At 60.7% G+C, this 18,161-nt stretch carries 14 protein-coding genes; 6 read left to right on the top strand and 8 right to left on the bottom strand.

Going from position 1 to position 18,161, the window contains the following annotated elements:
• Window positions 1-43: 43 nt before the first annotated feature.
• From PSH87_RS20185 to PSH87_RS20195, 3 genes are all read right to left on the bottom strand, one after another.
• Complete coding sequence (locus PSH87_RS20185; RefSeq protein WP_305430832.1) at window positions 44-5,989, bottom strand: dermonecrotic toxin domain-containing protein; 5,946 nt, start codon at window positions 5,987-5,989, stop codon at window positions 44-46.
• Window positions 5,990-6,063: 74 nt separating this feature from the next.
• The gene (locus tag PSH87_RS20190) at window positions 6,064-6,654 is read right to left on the bottom strand and encodes a tRNA-uridine aminocarboxypropyltransferase (protein ID WP_305430833.1); all 591 of its coding nucleotides are present in this window, start codon (window positions 6,652-6,654) and stop codon (window positions 6,064-6,066) included.
• A gap of 6 nt (window positions 6,655-6,660) precedes the next feature.
• The gene (locus PSH87_RS20195) at window positions 6,661-7,554 is read right to left on the bottom strand and encodes a LysR family transcriptional regulator (RefSeq protein WP_034108063.1); all 894 of its coding nucleotides are present in this window, start codon (window positions 7,552-7,554) and stop codon (window positions 6,661-6,663) included.
• A 257-nt stretch (window positions 7,555-7,811) separates the two neighbouring features.
• Here PSH87_RS20195 and speB point away from each other — a divergent pair, with 257 nt between their 5' ends.
• Genes speB through PSH87_RS20215 form a run of 4 tightly spaced genes read left to right on the top strand, consistent with a single transcriptional unit; the run spans window position 7,812 to window position 12,121 of the window.
• Window positions 7,812-8,762 carry an agmatinase gene (speB, locus tag PSH87_RS20200; RefSeq protein ID WP_017134866.1) on the top strand — a complete coding sequence of 317 codons (951 nt, stop codon included), beginning with the start codon at window positions 7,812-7,814 and terminating at the stop codon, window positions 8,760-8,762.
• Window positions 8,762-9,184 (top strand): nuclear transport factor 2 family protein, encoded by a 423-nt coding sequence (locus tag PSH87_RS20205; protein ID WP_017737774.1) that lies wholly within the window; start codon window positions 8,762-8,764, stop codon window positions 9,182-9,184. Before speB ends, PSH87_RS20205 begins: the two co-directional genes overlap by 1 nt.
• 21 nt (window positions 9,185-9,205) lie before the next feature.
• Window positions 9,206-10,714 (top strand): cytosine permease, encoded by a 1,509-nt coding sequence (locus PSH87_RS20210; protein WP_305430834.1) that lies wholly within the window; start codon window positions 9,206-9,208, stop codon window positions 10,712-10,714.
• Window positions 10,715-10,738: 24 nt separating this feature from the next.
• Window positions 10,739-12,121 (top strand): sodium:solute symporter, encoded by a 1,383-nt coding sequence (locus PSH87_RS20215; protein ID WP_305430836.1) that lies wholly within the window; start codon window positions 10,739-10,741, stop codon window positions 12,119-12,121.
• A 197-nt stretch (window positions 12,122-12,318) separates the two neighbouring features.
• Here PSH87_RS20215 and PSH87_RS20220 read toward each other — a convergent pair whose 3' ends face one another.
• Window positions 12,319-12,441 (bottom strand): PA1414 family protein, encoded by a 123-nt coding sequence (locus PSH87_RS20220; protein WP_017737772.1) that lies wholly within the window; start codon window positions 12,439-12,441, stop codon window positions 12,319-12,321.
• Window positions 12,442-12,583: 142 nt separating this feature from the next.
• A complete protein-coding gene (locus tag PSH87_RS20225; RefSeq protein WP_305430838.1) occupies window positions 12,584-13,477 on the bottom strand; it encodes a LysR family transcriptional regulator in 894 nt (297 codons plus the stop codon).
• A 103-nt stretch (window positions 13,478-13,580) separates the two neighbouring features.
• On the opposite strand from PSH87_RS20225, the gene PSH87_RS20230 reads away from it, so the two are divergent.
• Window positions 13,581-14,777 carry a YbfB/YjiJ family MFS transporter gene (locus tag PSH87_RS20230; protein ID WP_305430839.1) on the top strand — a complete coding sequence of 399 codons (1,197 nt, stop codon included), beginning with the start codon at window positions 13,581-13,583 and terminating at the stop codon, window positions 14,775-14,777.
• Here PSH87_RS20230 and PSH87_RS20235 read toward each other — a convergent pair.
• The 3 genes from PSH87_RS20235 to PSH87_RS20245 form a co-directional block, all read right to left on the bottom strand.
• Window positions 14,689-16,131 carry an NCS1 family nucleobase:cation symporter-1 gene (locus PSH87_RS20235; RefSeq protein WP_305430840.1) on the bottom strand — a complete coding sequence of 481 codons (1,443 nt, stop codon included), beginning with the start codon at window positions 16,129-16,131 and terminating at the stop codon, window positions 14,689-14,691. The two genes, PSH87_RS20230 and PSH87_RS20235, sit on opposite strands and share 89 nt — an antisense overlap.
• A 198-nt stretch (window positions 16,132-16,329) precedes the next feature.
• Window positions 16,330-16,728: a DUF2177 family protein gene (locus tag PSH87_RS20240; RefSeq protein ID WP_305430841.1), complete on the bottom strand. Its 399-nt coding sequence runs from the start codon at window positions 16,726-16,728 to the stop codon at window positions 16,330-16,332.
• A 52-nt stretch (window positions 16,729-16,780) separates the two neighbouring features.
• A complete protein-coding gene (locus tag PSH87_RS20245; RefSeq protein ID WP_017735376.1) occupies window positions 16,781-17,617 on the bottom strand; it encodes a S1 RNA-binding domain-containing protein in 837 nt (278 codons plus the stop codon).
• Between the two features lie 323 nt (window positions 17,618-17,940).
• Between PSH87_RS20245 and PSH87_RS20250 the strand changes: the two genes are divergently transcribed.
• Complete coding sequence (locus PSH87_RS20250) at window positions 17,941-18,120, top strand: hypothetical protein (RefSeq protein WP_003193095.1); 180 nt, start codon at window positions 17,941-17,943, stop codon at window positions 18,118-18,120.
• The last annotated feature ends 41 nt before the right edge of the window (window positions 18,121-18,161 follow it).

Consider the following 18,161-nt stretch of genomic DNA (forward strand, 5'->3'; position numbering starts at 1 on the left):
TACCGGGAAAGGTCGGCGGGCCATATCACGCAAAGTGTGGTGCTTATTGCTGATAGATATAAGCGACATCGGCGGCACCGTTGAAGTTGCCCCACTCCCCCTCTGTCACCGTTAGAACCAAGCGGTCCTCAGCGGCTTGCTGGCGACTTAAAACGTCATCCATCAAATTCAGATAGGCGCCGCTGCTTAGCTCTGCGCGTTCATTTCTTTCTTCGATGACCTCCAGTTCCCGACGGTAGCCCTCCAGTGTGGCGCTAAAGAGCACCTGATACTTCGCTAGCAGAAACTCCCTCCAATATTCACTAGTGGCCAGCCACCCAGGCCAGTCCAACATTGCCTCGTCAGCCAGAATGCCGTTACGCAATGCGGCAACCGACACCGGGTTGGGAGCGCCCAGGGTTCGGTCAAGCCGCTGGTCAAATGCCAGGGGAAGGTCCAGGGCCTGAGACAAGGCGATTCGGTAGGCCAGTACACGCGTGCCCATCAATGCCCCCGACTGATCAGGATCAGCCATGATGATCGCGTTCTCGATGGCTGCCCACCGGCTGGCGGCCCGAAAACAGTTCAAGAGCGGCATGGCATCACCGCCGCCCTTTTTATGCAGTTCGAACATCATGAACCTGAGTTCCAAATCGTTGAGCGACACTATCAAACCGTTCACGCCACGACTCATTCTGTACGGGTGTTCGAACAGGATCGTGGCCAGTTGCTGGTCAGCGGCCGCCCTGAAAATCAGGTGCCATACCCTATCGGCCAGGTCTTCACGCAACGCTCGATACCCCGGCTCGACGAACTTGGGATCAGTAGCAATACGCTCGATCAGGGTAAAAAAACGCTCGAAGAGCCCACGCCCCTGCAAGTCCTGCCAAGCAGCGAGATGGGACGCTACGTCCCTGACCGCCAGCACAGCCAGCCAACGGTCGGGGCCAGCCGTGACGGGGACGTTATGCGGGTGCAGGCCGAAATGGATGTCTGCACGCCCCGGCTGCTCACGATACTGACGAAACATCTGAAGCGTGCCCTCTGATAAGGGATTACCGGACAGGTCCATGGCACGATGGACATCCGGGTATAAAAAAAGGTCAGAGCGCGTGAGCACTCTGATCTGGTTATCCCGCAGGTCAAATACTTCCAGCCATTTCAGGGTGACGGCGCCTTTGGGCAAGCTTTCCAGCTGAGTGTTGCGCAGGTTCAAAAAGCGCAGGTGTTTCAATCGCGATAGGTCCAGGCGTTGCCCTTGCCGCAGAGGGTTGGAGGACAAATCCAATACGCGCAGTTGCCCCATTTCATTCAGTTGAATCACATCACCCAGCTTGAACTTGAGCCGGTTGTTACTCAGGTCCAAGTCTTTCAGACGCGGCATACGGGAAAGCCCTGAGGGCATATGTTCAAACTGGTTGTGGTTTAAACGAACCTGTTTCACCCCCGGAAAGCACCGCAGGAAACGCTGGGGCAATTGAGAGAGCTGGTTATTTTGAAGGTTCAGTACCTCGACGTGACCAAGATGAGCACGCAGCATGGGGAGATCAGTCAGGTCCAGGCCATCGAGATTCAGCTCCTTGGCCACCGCTGTCCCACGAGTGGAGGCCTCCTTGGCCCAACACCTAGCTATCAGCTCAACCGCCAATGCGCGTGCGTCACGGGCCGGGCCGGACGGCGCAGCATGACGCCATTGCTCCAGCGCAACGTTCATTGCGTCACGCTCCCGGTACAGATAGTCAATCATTGCATCACGCTCTCGAACGGAATCGCCGGCGTCCCTCCACAGCTGCAAAACCTCTTCATCTGTCCGTGATGGAAACAACACGCGTAAACGAGCGACCTGCTCGCGCTCCATCGGCCTCAGGCCCCAACCACTGAGCGGGTAACCGATTCGTCCATCCGCCACGCGCCGGGGCGCATAGAAACGAGGCCGACGCCCTATGCTTCGGAAAGTCTCGGCAAACTCCCATTTTCTTTGCAGGCGTGAACGGACCGCCTCCAACAACTCCCCCTCTCCAGCACCCTCGACGTAGCCCATTGATTTGCGTTCGGCCAGCGGCAGCGCCGCCAATAAAACCTCAAGGAACGGGCCGACACTGCCCGTAGGTTGGCGTTTTCCGTTCGCCAGGGGGATATAGGCCTGATACTGATTGGACACAGCCACCATGATGCGCTGAAGCGACCCGTCGGAAGGGCCGACGCTGGTACGCAAAAAACCGCCCTTCCACACTTCTACCCGCAAGTACGCCGGCCAGCCATCGATCTGCGGCAGTGCATGCAAGATCGTTGTCGCGGTGTCCTCATTGGCTGCCGCAGGCAGGTGCACGCTTTCCAAGGCCCTGGTTTTGCGCAAGTACTCTATCCACCACCGTATGGCCGAATTCAGCGTCGCTGGAACCACACCTTTCTCCAGGCTTCGGCGCTCGCTCGGGGTAACGCCGCGCACCAGGTCTTCGGCGACCCAGGCCGTCAGCCCGGGATTAACCCGCTGTAGCACTTGCGCCAAGGGGTTTGAAGAAAGCTGGCGATCAGGGCACAACGCTTCGAAGAAAAGGTGCTCCATCAACGGCTTGTCCAGCGCGACTTTGGTTTCCAGCACGGTGACCTGATCCACGCGTGCAACGCCTGTGCGCCCAACCAATGCATCTGCACGATCGGGACCGACTTCACCCAGCAGTGTGTCGAAAAAGTCCGCCCCCGTTTCCACCCCCGCCTTGACCCGTTGGTGGCCCCTGAAACGCTCAACGGTATCCATAAGGATGGCGGGGGGCCGTTCATTGCGCACATGCACCCGCCGCAAGATGTCCGATGTCACGCCACTGATGCGCTGAATCTGTTCTATGGCATCCGGCGATAATGCGCGAGCCAAAGGCCCTAGGCGATAAAACGGTCGTTGCCCCTCCCAGGTCAGGGGGTTCTCCCATTCATGGCGCCAGGCGCCAGCGCCGTTGTGGGTCAGGATCGGCGCGTACGCATCGTGCAAGGAAGGATGTTGGATGCGCCACGCCTGTGCCGGGTCGGACTGGGTGACCTTGAAGTAGTCGCCTTCAATAAATAGATAACGATCCGCACCCAAGTGATAAAGACCCAGCGCGTCGGGTTCGCTGGCGATACGGGCGTTATCGATGGCTCGGGCGTACTGTGTGATCTCACGCCGATACGGATGAAACGAACCATCCAGCGCCCGATTGCGCAGCACTGCCTGGGCCAGCTGATGCCGTAAATCCGTGATGGCCTGCCGTGCGGAGAGCCCCAATTGGATGCGCTCATTTGCAGACAGCTGGTGCACGATGGCTTCAAAGAAGCTGTCCACCCCCGTCAACACCTCGCCGGCGCGCAGTTCACGCGGGTCGTACGGGGCAAAATGCCCCTGGCGATGATCGATCACGACGAGCGTCCGATCCTTGCTGCCCTTGGCCACATAGGGCACCGCTTGCCTTGCCGGGCTGACGACCAGCGCCCGCCCCGTGAGCTCACTCAAGAAACCTTGGGCAAATGCAGCGGCCCAGTTCTGGGTTTGCCGATCAAACCGTCGCCCGTGGAAAAGTCCATCGACAATGGCTTCACGCCGCGCCACTCGGCGAGCGGAGCGCAGGGCTTGATACAGCGCCTCAGGCTGCAATTGCGACGCCAGCAACTGTGTCTGCTGGTGCGCCGATAACGGATGTTCGCGCAACACCTCTAGCACGCGCGCCAGGCTCAGTTGCGGGTGCAAGGCCTGCAACTGCGCAACCACCGCCGGGACGGCAACCTCGGTGCCCACATTTTCCGGCAGCAACCGGCGCACCGCGGCACTGGCGCCTTTCGCCGCCGTACGGCTGACCTCGGCGAAGCGCGTCAATGCTTCAAACAGTTCCACGCCCAGCGCCCTGGCCTGCGCCGCCAGGTGTTGGCGCATCACCGGCTCGCCACCGGGGAAATGCTCGGGCATCAACGCCAGGATGGCCCTCGGCAAATGTGGCGTCATACGGCGCGGTGTCGAGTAGGCAAATTGATAGTTTTCCAGCACGGTCACGGCCACAGTCACTGTCGTCGGCTGTGTTGCATCCTTGCTGTAGCGACGCAATTGCAGGCCGTGTTGATTGACAATGCTCAACGCCGTGTCCGCAGGCCAGTGTGCCAACTGCGTCAGCAACGGCGCCATGACTTCAAAGGCGCCAACCGGCACGCTGCGCGCGGGTTCGGCGCCTTCGGCCACCCATTCGATCAGGCGGTCGGCCCGGAATCGATGTGCCGCGTCCACCAGGGAGGCCGACGGCGCTGCCCCCTCCCACACTTGGTTCAAGGTCTCGCTGGACGTGCCACTGGTGGCGAGCGCGGCCGCCAGGGCGCGAGTGGGCGCGTCCTGGGTGCCGAGCATTTTTTCAAGCAATTGGGGGGCGTTCAGTGGTACGGGATCGAGGGGCATACTGCGCGGCTGCGACAGTTGCGCAAACAAGCGCTGGTGGCGACGTCGTGCGCTTTTGGCCACGCGGGTGTGCAATCGGCCACTGATCAGCAAATCCACCAGGTCAACCAGCCCTTGTAGCCACTCGCCGGGTTCCCCCTGGAGCGCCAGGGCGTAGCCTTCCACCATCGCCGTAGCCAAGGCATAGAACATCGCGATGGCCCGCACCCTGCCCAGGCCTTTCAATGCGCCCGGCACAGGGATCAGCAGCACATTGATCACTTCGTTCAGCACGGTCTGGGACAGCTCGATCAATGTCGGCATAAAGCCGGGGGTTTCATTGGCCAGTTCCAGCAGGTTGGCGCGGCTGCGCTTGATGTAGATGTCGTTCAAACACACCACCGGCGTGCGTTGCACGGTGTTGCGTACAAAACCGATGTTTCGCACATGATCGACGCTGGGAACGGCGTGGGCCAGTTCGTAGACCAGGCTGGCAAACCACTCCAGGTTGTTCGGGCGTGCCGTGGTCTTGACGATCTGCTTGAGACGGGCGCAGTCGCGAAACGACATCATCTGGTACAACCAGTCGATCTCGCCCCTGACGTAAAAACCGTTGAAAGCGACGTGGAATTCTTCGCAGGCACTACGAAAGCTTTCATGGTGGCGCAAAGAACCACCGGGCCGATTCGGAAAAAAACTGAAGGCGCCCTGGCAACCACTGACCGAAAAAACCAAGTGGGGAATCGCTAAATAATCACCGGGCGGCGGCGCCACGTATTGCCCGGTAAACCCGACGGCTTGCGGTAGCCAACTGATGTTGTCCGTACCGTGAGGGATGAACAGTTGCATCTCTTGCACAACACCCCAGCGCTCTTCCCCAGCCAGCGCCCGCCGCACGTATTGATACCTGTCGCGATCGACGTGACTGTGGGTGCTGTTTTTGAGCGCATCGATCAGGGCAAACTCGAATTCGGCACTGGCCAGCGCCATGAAGCTGCCACCCAGCTTCGTGTTGGCAGCCAGTGCAGCATTGAGCTGTTGTTTGAGCTGCCCGCCAATATCGAGGCGCCGCACCAAGGCGATGAACTCCGCGGCGGTGGCGTTGATTTGGCTGTCCAGGTAGCTGGCATCCGCCAAGCCCGTGCGGCCGGGGTAGCTCCAACCGGTCAAGCCGTCATAGTTTCGGCACGCGGCTTCCCAGAGGGTAAGGCTTGCCACCTTTATGGCCCCGTCCTCGTGGGCCACACGCCGCACGCGCCGGGACGACTGCAGGTAGCGGGTATGGATGTACGCCGTGGCCGGGTCGATATCCTGGCCCGTCAACGCCTTGAGCGCGGCGCGTAACGCCCCCATGGCCTGACGTTCAAACGCTTGGGTGAACTGGGCAATGTCCTGTTCTAGGGCGTGCTGGGCCTCGATCCAGACCCGTTGCAGGCGCACGTATTCAAGCTTCTCCTCGTCACTGAGGGCGTCGAGAAAGCGGTTGAACTTCACCCGCAGGAAATCCAGGGCTTGCACCGCTGTCCATTCGGGGGCCGCCATTAGCGGAGAGGGTTGATCCGCGATGAATTCGGCCAGCGGGTCTTGCGGTGATGCAGCACTGCTGGTTGGCTCGACCATTGATCTGTATCCAGAAAAAAGATCAGCCTATCCATTTGTCCTCAGCTACTCGGGTAGCTATGTAGTGCGTGGGTTCAACCGTGGTTTTTTTCGAAGATTGCAGGCCCCATTGCGGCAATCTGCCCCTCGATCAACGCCTCAAACGGCTGGAGCAACGCCTCGAAACACGTCGGCGCCTCCAGCACCTGCAAGGCCTGCACAATCGCTTCTACCGTGGACAAGGCCCCGGGCCCTGGCGCCTTGCGCAGGCGATAGCGAGAAACGGCGCCATCGGCCAACGTCACCCGCGGCAACGCTGCCAACAGCGGGTTGAGGTGCAACAACTTACGCGCCTTGCGCCAGGTGCCGTCGGGCACCACCAGCAGCAACGGCTCGGTGAATGAACCGTAGGCCTGCAGCGGCTGCGCATCGTCGCCCGGGAATAACAATCGCGCCTGGTAACCCGGTGGGTTAAGCAAGGTGTGCAAGTCGTCAAAGACCTCGCCCACCACCAACTGCGCATTGTTCAACCCCAGTGCCGCCAGCCGCGCGGTATTGAGCGCATGATTGACCTCGCTCGGATGCTGCAACAGCAGCACACGGGTACGGCTGTCGAGGCTGGGGATCAGCGCGCACAGGCAGTGGGTGACGGGCCGCAGGCAGCGGGAACATTGGGGTCTGGACATGGTTTATCAGGCCTGGTTGAGCTGGGTTTTGAGCAAGTCGCGGAACGTCTGGATCAACGGTTCGCGGCTACGGCCCCGGCGCATGATCATGGAGAACGGCGCCTGGTAGCCAAAGGTCGCCGGCAGCAAGACGCGCAGGTCGCCCTTGTCGGCCCACGCCTGGGCGTAGTGTTCGGGCAGGTAGCCGATATAGGCGCCAGAGAGCACCAGGATCAGTTGCGCCTCCATACTTTCCACCGTGGCGGCGCTGTGCTTGAAGCCGTGGCGCGCGAGTTCCGCCTGGCTCCAGTAACCGCGACCGACCATGCGTTGCTGGGTGATCACTTGTTCAGGGATGCGCCGTTCATTGAATAAAGGATGGCGGGTGCTGCAATACAGCCAGTGTTGCTCGCGGTACAGCGGCATGTAGATCAGCCCGCTCATGCGGTTGGAGAAGGCGCCGATGGCCAGGTCGAGACGGTTGTCCTGTACACCCAATTGCAATTCATAAGGGCTCATCACCGATAAATGCAGGTGCACCGCCGGGTGTTCCAGGCTATACGCGCCGATCACTTCGGCGAACGGCAGGGCCTTGTCGCTGACAGTGGAGTCGAGGACGCCAAGCTTGAGCGTGCCGCGCAGCTCGCCTTTCAGTGCGGCGGCGTACTGCTCGAAGCCTTCCAGCTCGCCCAGCAGGCGCAAGGTCTCTTGGTGGAACAGCTCGCCCTTGCTGGTCAGGCTGAACCCGCCGCGCCCGCGATGGCACAGCACCAGGCCCAAGGCCGACTCCAGCTGGCTCATATAGGTGCTGATAGCCGAGGTGGACAGGTTGAGTTCGTGCTGGGCATTGGCGAAGCCCTGGTGCCGCACGACGCTGACGAAGATGCGCAGGAGTTTCAGGTCGGGCAAGGCGTTGGCCATCGGATCTCCGGATTCAACGGATGCAGCACAATCAAAACTGTGGGAGCTGGCTTGCCTGCGATCGCGGTGTATCAAAAAAGAAAGTGTGGCTGACCCACCGCTATCGCAGGCAAGCCCGCTCCCACATTTGAACGGAGTTTACCTCAGGCGTTAGTTTAGAAAAATCTGAACTAAGTATTTGCCCCTGCCGATTCTTCCATCACGGGGTATTTCGCAGAATCGGCCTCTAATAAACAAAACAACGATGAGGCACTCCCGTGGACAAGATTTTCCACCAACCACTGGGCGGCAACGAAATGCCGCGCTTTGCCGGCATCGCCACCATGATGCGACTCCCCCACCTGCAAACCGCCAAGGGCCTGGACGCTGCCTTTATCGGCGTGCCCCTGGACATCGGCACCTCGCTGCGCGCCGGCACCCGCTTCGGGCCGCGTGAAATCCGCGCCGAATCGGTGATGATCCGCCCGTACAACATGGCCACCGGTGCCGCACCGTTCGACTCGCTGTCGGTGGCCGATATCGGCGACGTGGCGATCAACACCTTCAACCTGCTGGACGCCGTGCGCATCATCGAAGAAGCCTACGACGAGATCCTCGAACACGATGTGATCCCGATGACCCTGGGCGGCGACCACACCATCACCCTGCCGATCCTGCGGGCGATCCACAAGAAACACGGCAAGGTCGGCCTGGTGCACATCGATGCCCACGCCGATGTGAACGACCATATGTTCGGCGAGAAAATCGCCCACGGCACCACCTTCCGCCGCGCCGTGGAAGAAGGCCTGCTCGATTGCGACCGCGTCGTGCAGATCGGACTGCGCGCCCAGGGCTATACCGCCGAAGACTTCAACTGGAGCCGCAAGCAGGGCTTTCGCGTGGTCCAGGCTGAAGAGTGCTGGCACCACTCCCTCGCGCCACTGATGGCCGAAGTGCGGGAAAAAGTCGGCGGCGGCCCGGTGTACCTGAGCTTTGACATCGACGGCATCGACCCCGCCTGGGCACCCGGCACCGGCACCCCGGAAATCGGCGGGCTGACCACCATCCAGGCCATCGAGATCATTCGCGGCTGCCAGGGCCTCGACCTGGTTGGTTGCGATTTGGTAGAAGTTTCACCGCCTTACGACACCACCGGCAACACCTCGCTGCTCGGCGCCAACCTGCTGTACGAGATGCTCTGCGTACTGCCTGGCGTGGCGCACCGCTGATGAGCGCCCGCGAGGTGCTGCAAGCCGCTGCCGACCTGGTGGCGGCCTTCGCCCGCAATGACCGCGCCGCCTACTTCGGCGCGTTCACGGCCGATGCCAGCTTTGTGTTCTACACCCTGCCCCAGCCGCTGCTCAGTCGCGATGCCTACCAGGCAGTGTGGGACAGCTGGCGCCGGGACGAGGGGTTCGAGGTGCTGTCGTGCACGTCGAGCAACGCCTTTGTCAGCCTGCAAGGTGACGTGGCGATTTTTATGCATGACGTGGCCACCGAGCTGCGCATGCAAGGGGAGCAATTCTTTAGCCAGGAACGCGAGACCATTGTCTTCAAACGGCAAGGGACTCGCACAGAACAAAAAGAAGGCCTGTGGCTGGCCTGTCACGAACATTTGTCCGCTATGCCGGAAGGGCTGCCGCCCCCTTAGCCAATGTGATCGGAGCTGATCATGAATAATAAAAACAACGATAAAAGTATTCGCCAGATAGAAACCAACGGGGTCGAACAGATCCCGGACCACGAACGTACCGCCGGCCCCAAGGATCTGTTCCGCCTGATCTTCGGCGGTGCCAATACCTTTGCCACCGCCGTGCTGGGTTCGTTTCCCGTGCTGTTCGGCCTGTCGTTCCAGGCCGGGGTCTGGGCGATTGTGCTGGGCGTGCTCGTGGGCGCACTGATCCTCGCGCCCATGGGCCTGTTCGGGCCGATCAACGGCACCAATAACGCGGTGTCCTCCGGTGCGCACTTCGGCGTGCACGGGCGGATTGTCGGCTCGTTTCTGTCGTTGCTGACGGCGATTGCCTTCTTCTCACTGTCGGTGTGGAGTTCAGGCGATGCGCTGGTGGGCGGTGCGAAACGGCTGATCGGCCTGCCGGAAACCGACCTGACCCTGGGCCTGGCCTACGGCGTGTTTGCGATCCTGGTGCTGACCGTGTGCATCTACGGCTTTCGCTTCATGCTGTGGGTCAACCGCATCGCGGTGTGGGCGGCGAGCCTGCTGTTTTTGCTGGGCATCTTCGCGTTTGCACCAGCCTTCGACAGCCATTTCGCTGGCACTGTCGCCCTGGGCCAGACCGGCTTTTGGGCGGCGTTTATCGGTGCAGCACTGGTGGCCATGAGCAACCCGATTTCCTTCGGTGCGTTCCTCGGCGACTGGTCGCGCTACATCCCGCGTGAGACGCCGAAAATACGCATCATGCTGGCCGTGGTGCTGGCGCAGATCGCGACCTTGATCCCTTTCCTGTTCGGCCTGGCCACCGCGACCATCGTGGCGATCAAGGCACCGGACTACATCGCGGCCAACAACTACGTCGGCGGATTGCTGGCGGTGGCGCCGAGCTGGTTTTTCCTGCCGGTGTGCCTGATCGCGGTGATTGGCGGCATGTCCACCGGCACCACGTCGCTGTATGGCACGGGGCTGGACATGTCCAGCGTGTTCCCGCGCCTGCTGTCGCGGGTCAAGGCCACGTTGCTGATAGGGGTGATGTCGATTGCCTTCATCTTTATCGGACGTTTCGCTGCCAACCTGGTGCAGAGCGTGTCGACCTTCGCCGTGCTGATCATCACCTGCACCACGCCGTGGATGGTGATGATGATCATCGGCCTGATCGTGCGCCGCGGCTTCTACTGCCCGGATGACTTGCAGGTGTTCACCCGCGGTGAGACCGGTGGCCGCTACTGGTTCAGCCATGGCTGGAACTGGCGCGGGCTGGGGGCGTGGATTCCGAGTGCGTTGGTGGGGCTGTGCTTCGTCAACTTGCCGGGGCAGTTTGTCGGGCCGCTGGGCAATTTGGCGGATGGCATTGATATCAGCTTGCCGGTGACGTTGGGATTGGCATCGGTGGTGTATCTGACCTTGCTGCGCGTTTTTCCCGAGCCGGCTGCGGTGTATGGGCCAGCGGGAGCAAGCGCCCTCGCCACAGGACGTTCACTCACCACCGCCCACTCCCCTACCTAAAAATAAAATCGGAGAACCGCCGTCATGGCTTTGGATTTATTCGTCGTACTCATCTACGCCGCCGGCATGCTCGTGCTCGGCTATTACGGCATGCGCCGCGCCAAGACCCACGAAGATTACCTGGTGGCCGGCCGCAACCTTGGCCCGACCCTGTACATGGGCACCATGGCCGCCACGGTGCTGGGTGGGGGGTCCACCGTCGGCACGGTGCGCCTGGGTTATGTGCATGGCATCTCGGGCTTCTGGCTGTGCGCCGCGCTGGGCATGGGGATCATTGCGCTGAACCTGTTCCTGGCCAAGCCGCTGTTGAAGCTGAAGATCTTCACCGTCACCCAGGTCCTGGAAAAACGCTACAACCCCATGGCCCGCCAGGCCAGCGCGGTGATCATGCTGGCCTACGCGCTGATGATCGGCGTGACCTCGATCCTCGCCATCGGCACCGTGCTGCAAGTGTTGTTTGGCCTGCCGTTCTGGATCTCGGTGCTGCTCGGCGGTGGCGTGGTGGTCGTGTACTCGACCATCGGCGGCATGTGGTCGCTGACCCTCACCGACATCGTGCAATTCGTGATCAAGACCGTCGGCCTGATGTTTATCCTGCTGCCGATCTGCCTGTACCGCGTCGGCGGCTGGGATGAGCTGGTGGCCAAGCTACCGGCGTCGAGTTTCAGCTTCACCGCGATTGGCTGGGACACGATCATCACCTACTTCATGATCTACTTCTTCGGCATCCTAATCGGCCAGGACATCTGGCAACGGGTGTTCACCGCCCGTGACGAAAAGGTCGCCAAGTACGCCGGCACGTTCGCCGGGTTCTACTGCATCCTTTACGGCCTGGCCTGCGCGTTGATCGGCATGGCGGCCCATGTGCTGATCCCGGATCTGGACAACGTCAACAATGCGTTTGCCGCGATCGTCAAAGTCTCGCTGCCAGACGGCATCCGTGGCCTGGTCATTGCAGCGGCACTGGCCGCGATGATGTCCACCGCCAGCGCCGGTTTGCTCGCGGCCTCCACCGTACTGACCGAAGACCTCCTGCCACGCCTGCGCGGCGGCAAACAGTCGAGCCTGGCGATCAACCGCCTGTTCACGATGCTGACCGGCATCGCCGTCCTGGGTATCGCCTTGGTGGTGAACGACGTGATCAGCGCGCTGACCCTGGCCTACAACCTGTTGGTGGGCGGCATGTTGATCCCGTTGATCGGCGCGATCTTCTGGAAGCGCGCGACCACCTCCGGGGCAATCACCTCGATGACGCTGGGGTTTGTCACGGCGCTGGTGTTCATGTTCAAGGATGGCTTGGATGCGAACACGCCGATCTACTACAGCCTGGCAGTCGGGTTGGTGAGTTTTGTGCTGGTGAGCGTGTTATCGCGCAAGCCTGAGGCGGTGGCGGCTAACGCGGTTTGAGGCATAACAGGATTTAGAGCGGTTTCTTCAGCGGGCACGACGTCGGAGGTCGTGCCCGTTTTTTTGCCTGGCAGAAAAACAACTGTGGGAGCGGGCTTGCCCGCGATTGCAGAGTGTCAGCCGACGAAGATGTCGCTGGTTCACCGCTATCGCGGGCAAGCCTGCTCCCACATGTTTGATCCCGCTGTGACCCGAGATTACCGGCGACGTGGCCGACGCTGCTCATCATCGGTACGGATCGGCACCGGCTGCAGTGGCGGCTCGATCAAGCCCAGTGCAACACCGAGGTCATGGAGCCAGGTTTGAATTTTCTCTTTCATGGTTGCCCCCTTTGAGGGTAATGCTGGCAGGCGCAAGTTCTGTCGCCTTTTCCTACAGTGATAGTAGCCCTAAGTCCTACGTATTGCATGGACGAAACCACAACGAACTATTACTGAATTGATCTGAATCCTGACGGATCGTTCAAGCAATCGCCCGTGCGTCTTGCAGGACTTCGACCCTGCCCGCTTGCTGCAAGTCGATCCATGCATTGAGGTTAGCGCCGAGCATACCCTTTCGCCACATCAGCCAGGTGGTCGCAGTGGCAAAATGCCCTGTCAGCGGATGAACGGACACGCTGTCCTTGCCTGGCAGGCTGTCGAGCATGGATTCGGACATCAGCGCCACTCCGGAACCCGCAATCACGCAGGCCAGCATGCCTTGATAGGACTCGATCTCGATCGCCCGGCCCATGGCGACATGCTCGTGGGAAAACCACGTCTCCAGCCGTGTGCGATAGGCACAGCTGCGTCGGAAGGTGAACACCGAACGCCCCGCAACGTCTTGTGGCCCACGCACTGGCGGGTGATCGGCCTCACAGATCAATACCAGGCGCTCTTCACACAACGGCACGCCGTCCAGGGTGGCGATAGTGATGGGGCCGTCCACAAACGCCGCATCCAGGCGACCGGTAATCAGGCCTTCGAGCAACTCGCCGCTGGGCGCCGATTGCACCTGGAGATTCACCATCGGGTAAGCCTTGTGATAGCTCGCCAGCAGCTTCGGTAAATGAACCGCCGCCGTGCTGTACATGCTGCCCAGCACAAAGTCGCCGGCCGGTTGCCCGCCCTGCACTGCACCATGGGCTTCGTCGTGCAACGCCAGCAGACGGCTGCTGTAGTCCAGCAACACTTTGCCCGCCGGAGAAAGCTGCAAGCGCTGGCGTTCGCGTACGAAGAGCTCGACGCCGAGTTGTTCCTCCATCTGCTTGAGCCGGGTCGACAGGTTCGATGGCACGCGATGCAGGCGCTCGGCCGCACGGGTGATGGAGCCCTCTTCCGCCACGGCCTGGAAAATGCGCAATTGACTGAACTCCATACCTTTCTCCAAAACTGAACAAGTTACTCACTATTATTCAATTTTACAGAAAGTCAATCCGCTTTAGCCTGAGAGTCATTCGTTGACCCGCAGGAAAACCGCCATGTCACCCCTGATTCGTCTACTCGCCAGCTTTATCGCCCTGATGATGGCCATGGGCATTGGCCGCTTTGCCCTCACCCCGCAAATGCCGCATTTGCTCGGCGAAGGGCAGATCGACCTGACCGGTGCCGGCCTGATCGCCGCCGCCAATTACCTGGGATATTTGGTCGGGGCGGTGGATTCGATCTTCGCCCGCAGCCATCACCACGTGCGCGGCCGGCTCTACGGTGGGCTGTGGTTGTGCGTGCTGCTGACCTTGGCGTCGTACTGGGCCCATGGGTTCTGGCCCCATCTGCTGTTGCGCTTTGGGACGGGCGTCGCGAGTGCCTGGGCGTTGGTGATGATCACCAGCCTGAGCCAGCCGCTGGCGCTTGCCGCCGGGCGTCCGCGCCTGGGCGCCCTGGTATTTGCCGGGCCGGGGCTGGGGATCCTGCTCACGGGATTGCTGGCACTGGGCTCTAACCTGCTCGGGCAAGACTCGGCCACCCTATGGTTGATATATGGGACGGTGGCGCTGGTGATGCTGCTGGTCGTCCTGCCCTTCCTGCCCCAGCCGGCACCGGCCACTACGGCCACCGCCCTTGCGGGCAGCAATCAGAGCATCGCGCACCTGGGCTGGATCTACTTTTTATTTGGCTTGGGCTACATCATCCCCGCGACCTTTCTGTCGCAGATGGCCAACGCGCAATTCAAAGGCGCCTGGCAGGCCGATCTGTTCTGGCCGTGCTTTGGCTTGGCAGCGGCGCTGGGCGTAGCCATCGCCAGCCTGCGCCGCAAGGACCCGGACACCACGCGGCGCTGGCTGATGGCAACGTTGTGGCTGCAGGCCGCCGGTGTGTTCGCCTGCCTGCTGGGCAATGCCTGGGGCCTGGCGCTGGGTGTGCTGCTGTGTGGCGCGCCGTTCCTGGCGTGCATGCAGTTGGTGATGACGCGCCTGCGGGACATTGCACCTCATGGCTACCAGCGCAGCACCGGGTTGCTCACCGCCAGCTTTGCCATCGGCCAGTTGAGCGGGCCGTTGCTGGCCTCGGTGAGCAGTCATCTGAGTGGCGGCCTGCATCCGGCGTTGGTGATCGCCGGATGCGGCCTGCTCGTGGCAGGTGTGTTGCTTAGCCAGCAACCAAGGACACAGGCATGCGCAGCTGTTCCCGGCGTGCCAGCACCAGGAAAAACAGCCCACCCAGGAAGCACCCGGTAAACCAGGCGAAGTTGGCCATGCCCTGCAACGCCGGGGTAAAGGTGATCGCGACGCCCACCAACGTGGCCGGCACCAGCGCCTTGACCGCCGTCCAGTTCACGCCGCCGTCGAAGTAATAGCGCCCGCTGGGGCTGTCGTCGAACAACGCGTCCACGTCGATCTTCTGCTTTTTGATCAGGTAGAAATCCACCAGCAGGATGCCGAACAACGGCCCGATGAATGCGGCGAGGATGTCCAGGGTGTAGTGGATCATCAGCGGGTTGTTGAACAGGTTCCACGGGGTGATGAAGATCGACGCCACGGCGGCGATCATGCCGCCGGCACGCCAGCTGATCTTGCTGGGGGCGACGTTGGCGAAATCAAACGCCGGGGACACAAAGTTGGCGACGATATTGATGCCGATGGTGGCGGTCACAAAGGCGAAGGCACCGAGCAGCACGGCCATGTTGTTGTCGATGCGCGACACCGTGGCAATCGGGTCATGGAGCATCTCCCCAAATACCGGCAAGGTGCCCGACACAATCACAACGGTGACCAGCGAGAACGCCAGGAAATTCACCGGCAGCCCCCAGAAATTGCCACGCCGCACGTCGTGCATGCTGCGGCAATAGCGGCTGAAATCGCCGAAGTTCAGCGTCGGGCCCGAGAAGTAAGACACCACCAGCGCCGTCGCAACAATCACCTGGCCGAACGCCTGCCAGCCAGACAGGGATTTTTCCGACAGGGTAAAGCTGATATTCGCCCAGCCGGCTTTCCACACAATCCAACCGGCCAGGGCAAACATCACCGCATACACCACCGGCCCTGCCCAATCGATGAAACGCCGGATGGACTCCATGCCCGCCCAGAACACAGCTGCTTGTAGCACCCATAGGCTGAGGAAGCCGAACCAGCCGAGGTAGGACAGGCCAGCGAAATGCGGCTCTGCGTACACCGCCATCTGTGGGAAAAAACGCAGCACCACGATGATCAGTGCGCTGGAGGCCAGGTAGGTCTGAATCCCATACCAGGCCACGGCGATCAGGCCGCGAATCACGGCGGGAATATTCGCGCCGAACACCCCGAACGCCAGCCGGCAAATCACCGGATACGGCACGGCGGTTTGCTGGCTCGGCTTGGCCACCAGGTTGGCGATCAACTGCACGATGCAGATACCGGCAAGCAAGGCGATCAACACCTGCCAACTGGCCAGGCCCAGCGCGAACAGGCTGGCGGCAAACACGTAGCCGCCGACACTGTGCACATCGCTCATCCAGAAGGCGAAAATGTTGTACCAGGTCCACTTTTGCGGCAGTGGGCCCAGGTCCTGGTTGTACAGGCGCGGGCTGTAGCCTTTGGGCAATTGTTCGGTCATCGCTGGGCTCCTCGTCATACCGGCCTGCGCCGCCGTAGCGGTGTGCATACGGGAGGCGGCCTAGTCTGTATACGAAGCAGTCAGCAGAATGCGTGCCAATGGCACACAATCCTTTCTGGATGGCGCTCCAAAGCGATTAACGAAGGATTGGATACGGGGACTTCGCTCAGCTACGGTGCACAAAAAACCTGTACACAATCAGTCACGCACCCGATCTGCACACAGGCGCCCAACCGTGCAGCAAACCGCCGTCAGGCAGATGCCCCAGGCCATATCCATCACCGCCAACCCGGCAGACCAGCCGTGCAATGTGGCCCAGTTGCTCAAGTCATAGGTGCCATAGGCCACCAGGCCCAACAAGGCGCCCAGACGCGCCGCACGTTGCCAACTGGCGCTGGGCAGCACGACGAATACGACGCAACCGAGGACATACAGGAGATAGAAGAGTGTTGCGGGCAATAACCGTGGCTGATCGAGCATCAGCGGACCCAGCAGTGATGTGTAGGTCGGGCCCATGAGAACGCCGAGCCAGAGGCCATCGAGGACCAGAAAGGCGAGCAAGGTGCCGAGGTAGGCGAAGATGGTTTTTCTGGACATTGAAACAACCCCTGTAGGCGCCGAGTGGCGCCTACAGAAGAGCAAACCGCGATCAGCTTAGTTCAATGCGATCCGCATGAATCACGATCTGGCCCTGCTTGTAGAGGGCACCGATGGCCTTCTTGAAGTTGCCCTTGCTCACGCCGAACAAGTTGCTGATCACCGCCGGGTCGCTCTTGTCGCTGACGGGCAGGCTGCCGTTGTTTTCACGCAACTTGGCGAGGATCTTCGAGTTCAGGCTGGACGCCGCTTCCTGGCCCACGGGCTGCAGGCTCAGGCTGATGTTGCCATCGGCGCGGATCTCTTTGATGAAGCCTTTCTCTTCCTTGCCCGGGCGCAGGAACTTGAACACTTCGTTCTTGTGGATCAAGCCCCAGTGCTTGTTGTTGATGATCGCCTTGAAGCCCATGTCGGTGGCTTCAGCCACCAGCAGATTGACTTCCTGGCCCACCTGGTAATTCGCCGGGGTCTTATCCAGGTAGCGATCCAGGCGTGCGGTCGCGGTGATGCGCTTGGTGTGCTTGTCGAGGTAGACGTGCACCACGCAATATTCACCAGCGGTCATCTGGCGCTTTTCTTCCGAGTACGGCAGCAACAGGTCCTTGGGCAAACCCCAATCGAGGAATACACCAATGCTGTTGACTTCCACCACTTTCAAACTGGCAAACTCGCCCACTTGAACTTTCGGCTTTTCAGTCGTGGCGATAAGTTTGTCATCGCTGTCCAGATAAATGAAAACGTTCAGCCAGTCTTCATCTTCACTGGGAATATCTTTGGGGATATACCGGTTGGGCAAGAGGATTTCACCGTCTTGCGCGCCGTCCAGGTACAAACCAAAGTTAGTGTGTTTAACCACTTGCAAGCTGTTGTAGCGACCGACCAAAGCCATTTTTCAATACCCTCATTACGTGGGCGGCATTCTACCCGAGTTGCGCCCGCCACGCGCGCGCCCCTGAAAAATCGCGGGCTGGCGTGGCGTGCTGCTGGCCCTGCCCCGCTCGTCCGATCAATCGGCTCGATTTTACGGCTACGTACGCTGCAGCCCGCCCTTGGGTTTCGAGTTAAAACAGTAAGTTAGAGGCTTATTTCAAAGACAGACTTCGGTTATTTGCACACGCCGCGCTTATTCCCGGGGGATATTTGCCAAGCAATTGTCAAGTATTTCCTGTACGATGCCTGGCCAAGTTAATTTTCTACAGGTTAGTGGCCGCCATGCGCGTAAAAGCATCCAACAGCAAAGCAAAGCCAGCTCCCGCCGTTGAAACCAGCGAATCGATCAACAGCCAGATTGCTGCGTTCCTCAAGTCCGGCGGCGAAATCCAGCAAATTGCCAAGGGCGTGAGCGGCCAGACTTTCGGCCCGTCCAAGCAGATCAGCCTGGGCAAGAAGTAATACCGCGCAACACACCTGGTCCCTAAGCGCCTTGCAATCAA

The organism is Pseudomonas sp. FP453, from assembly GCF_030687495.1.
Classification (GTDB): domain Bacteria; phylum Pseudomonadota; class Gammaproteobacteria; order Pseudomonadales; family Pseudomonadaceae; genus Aquipseudomonas.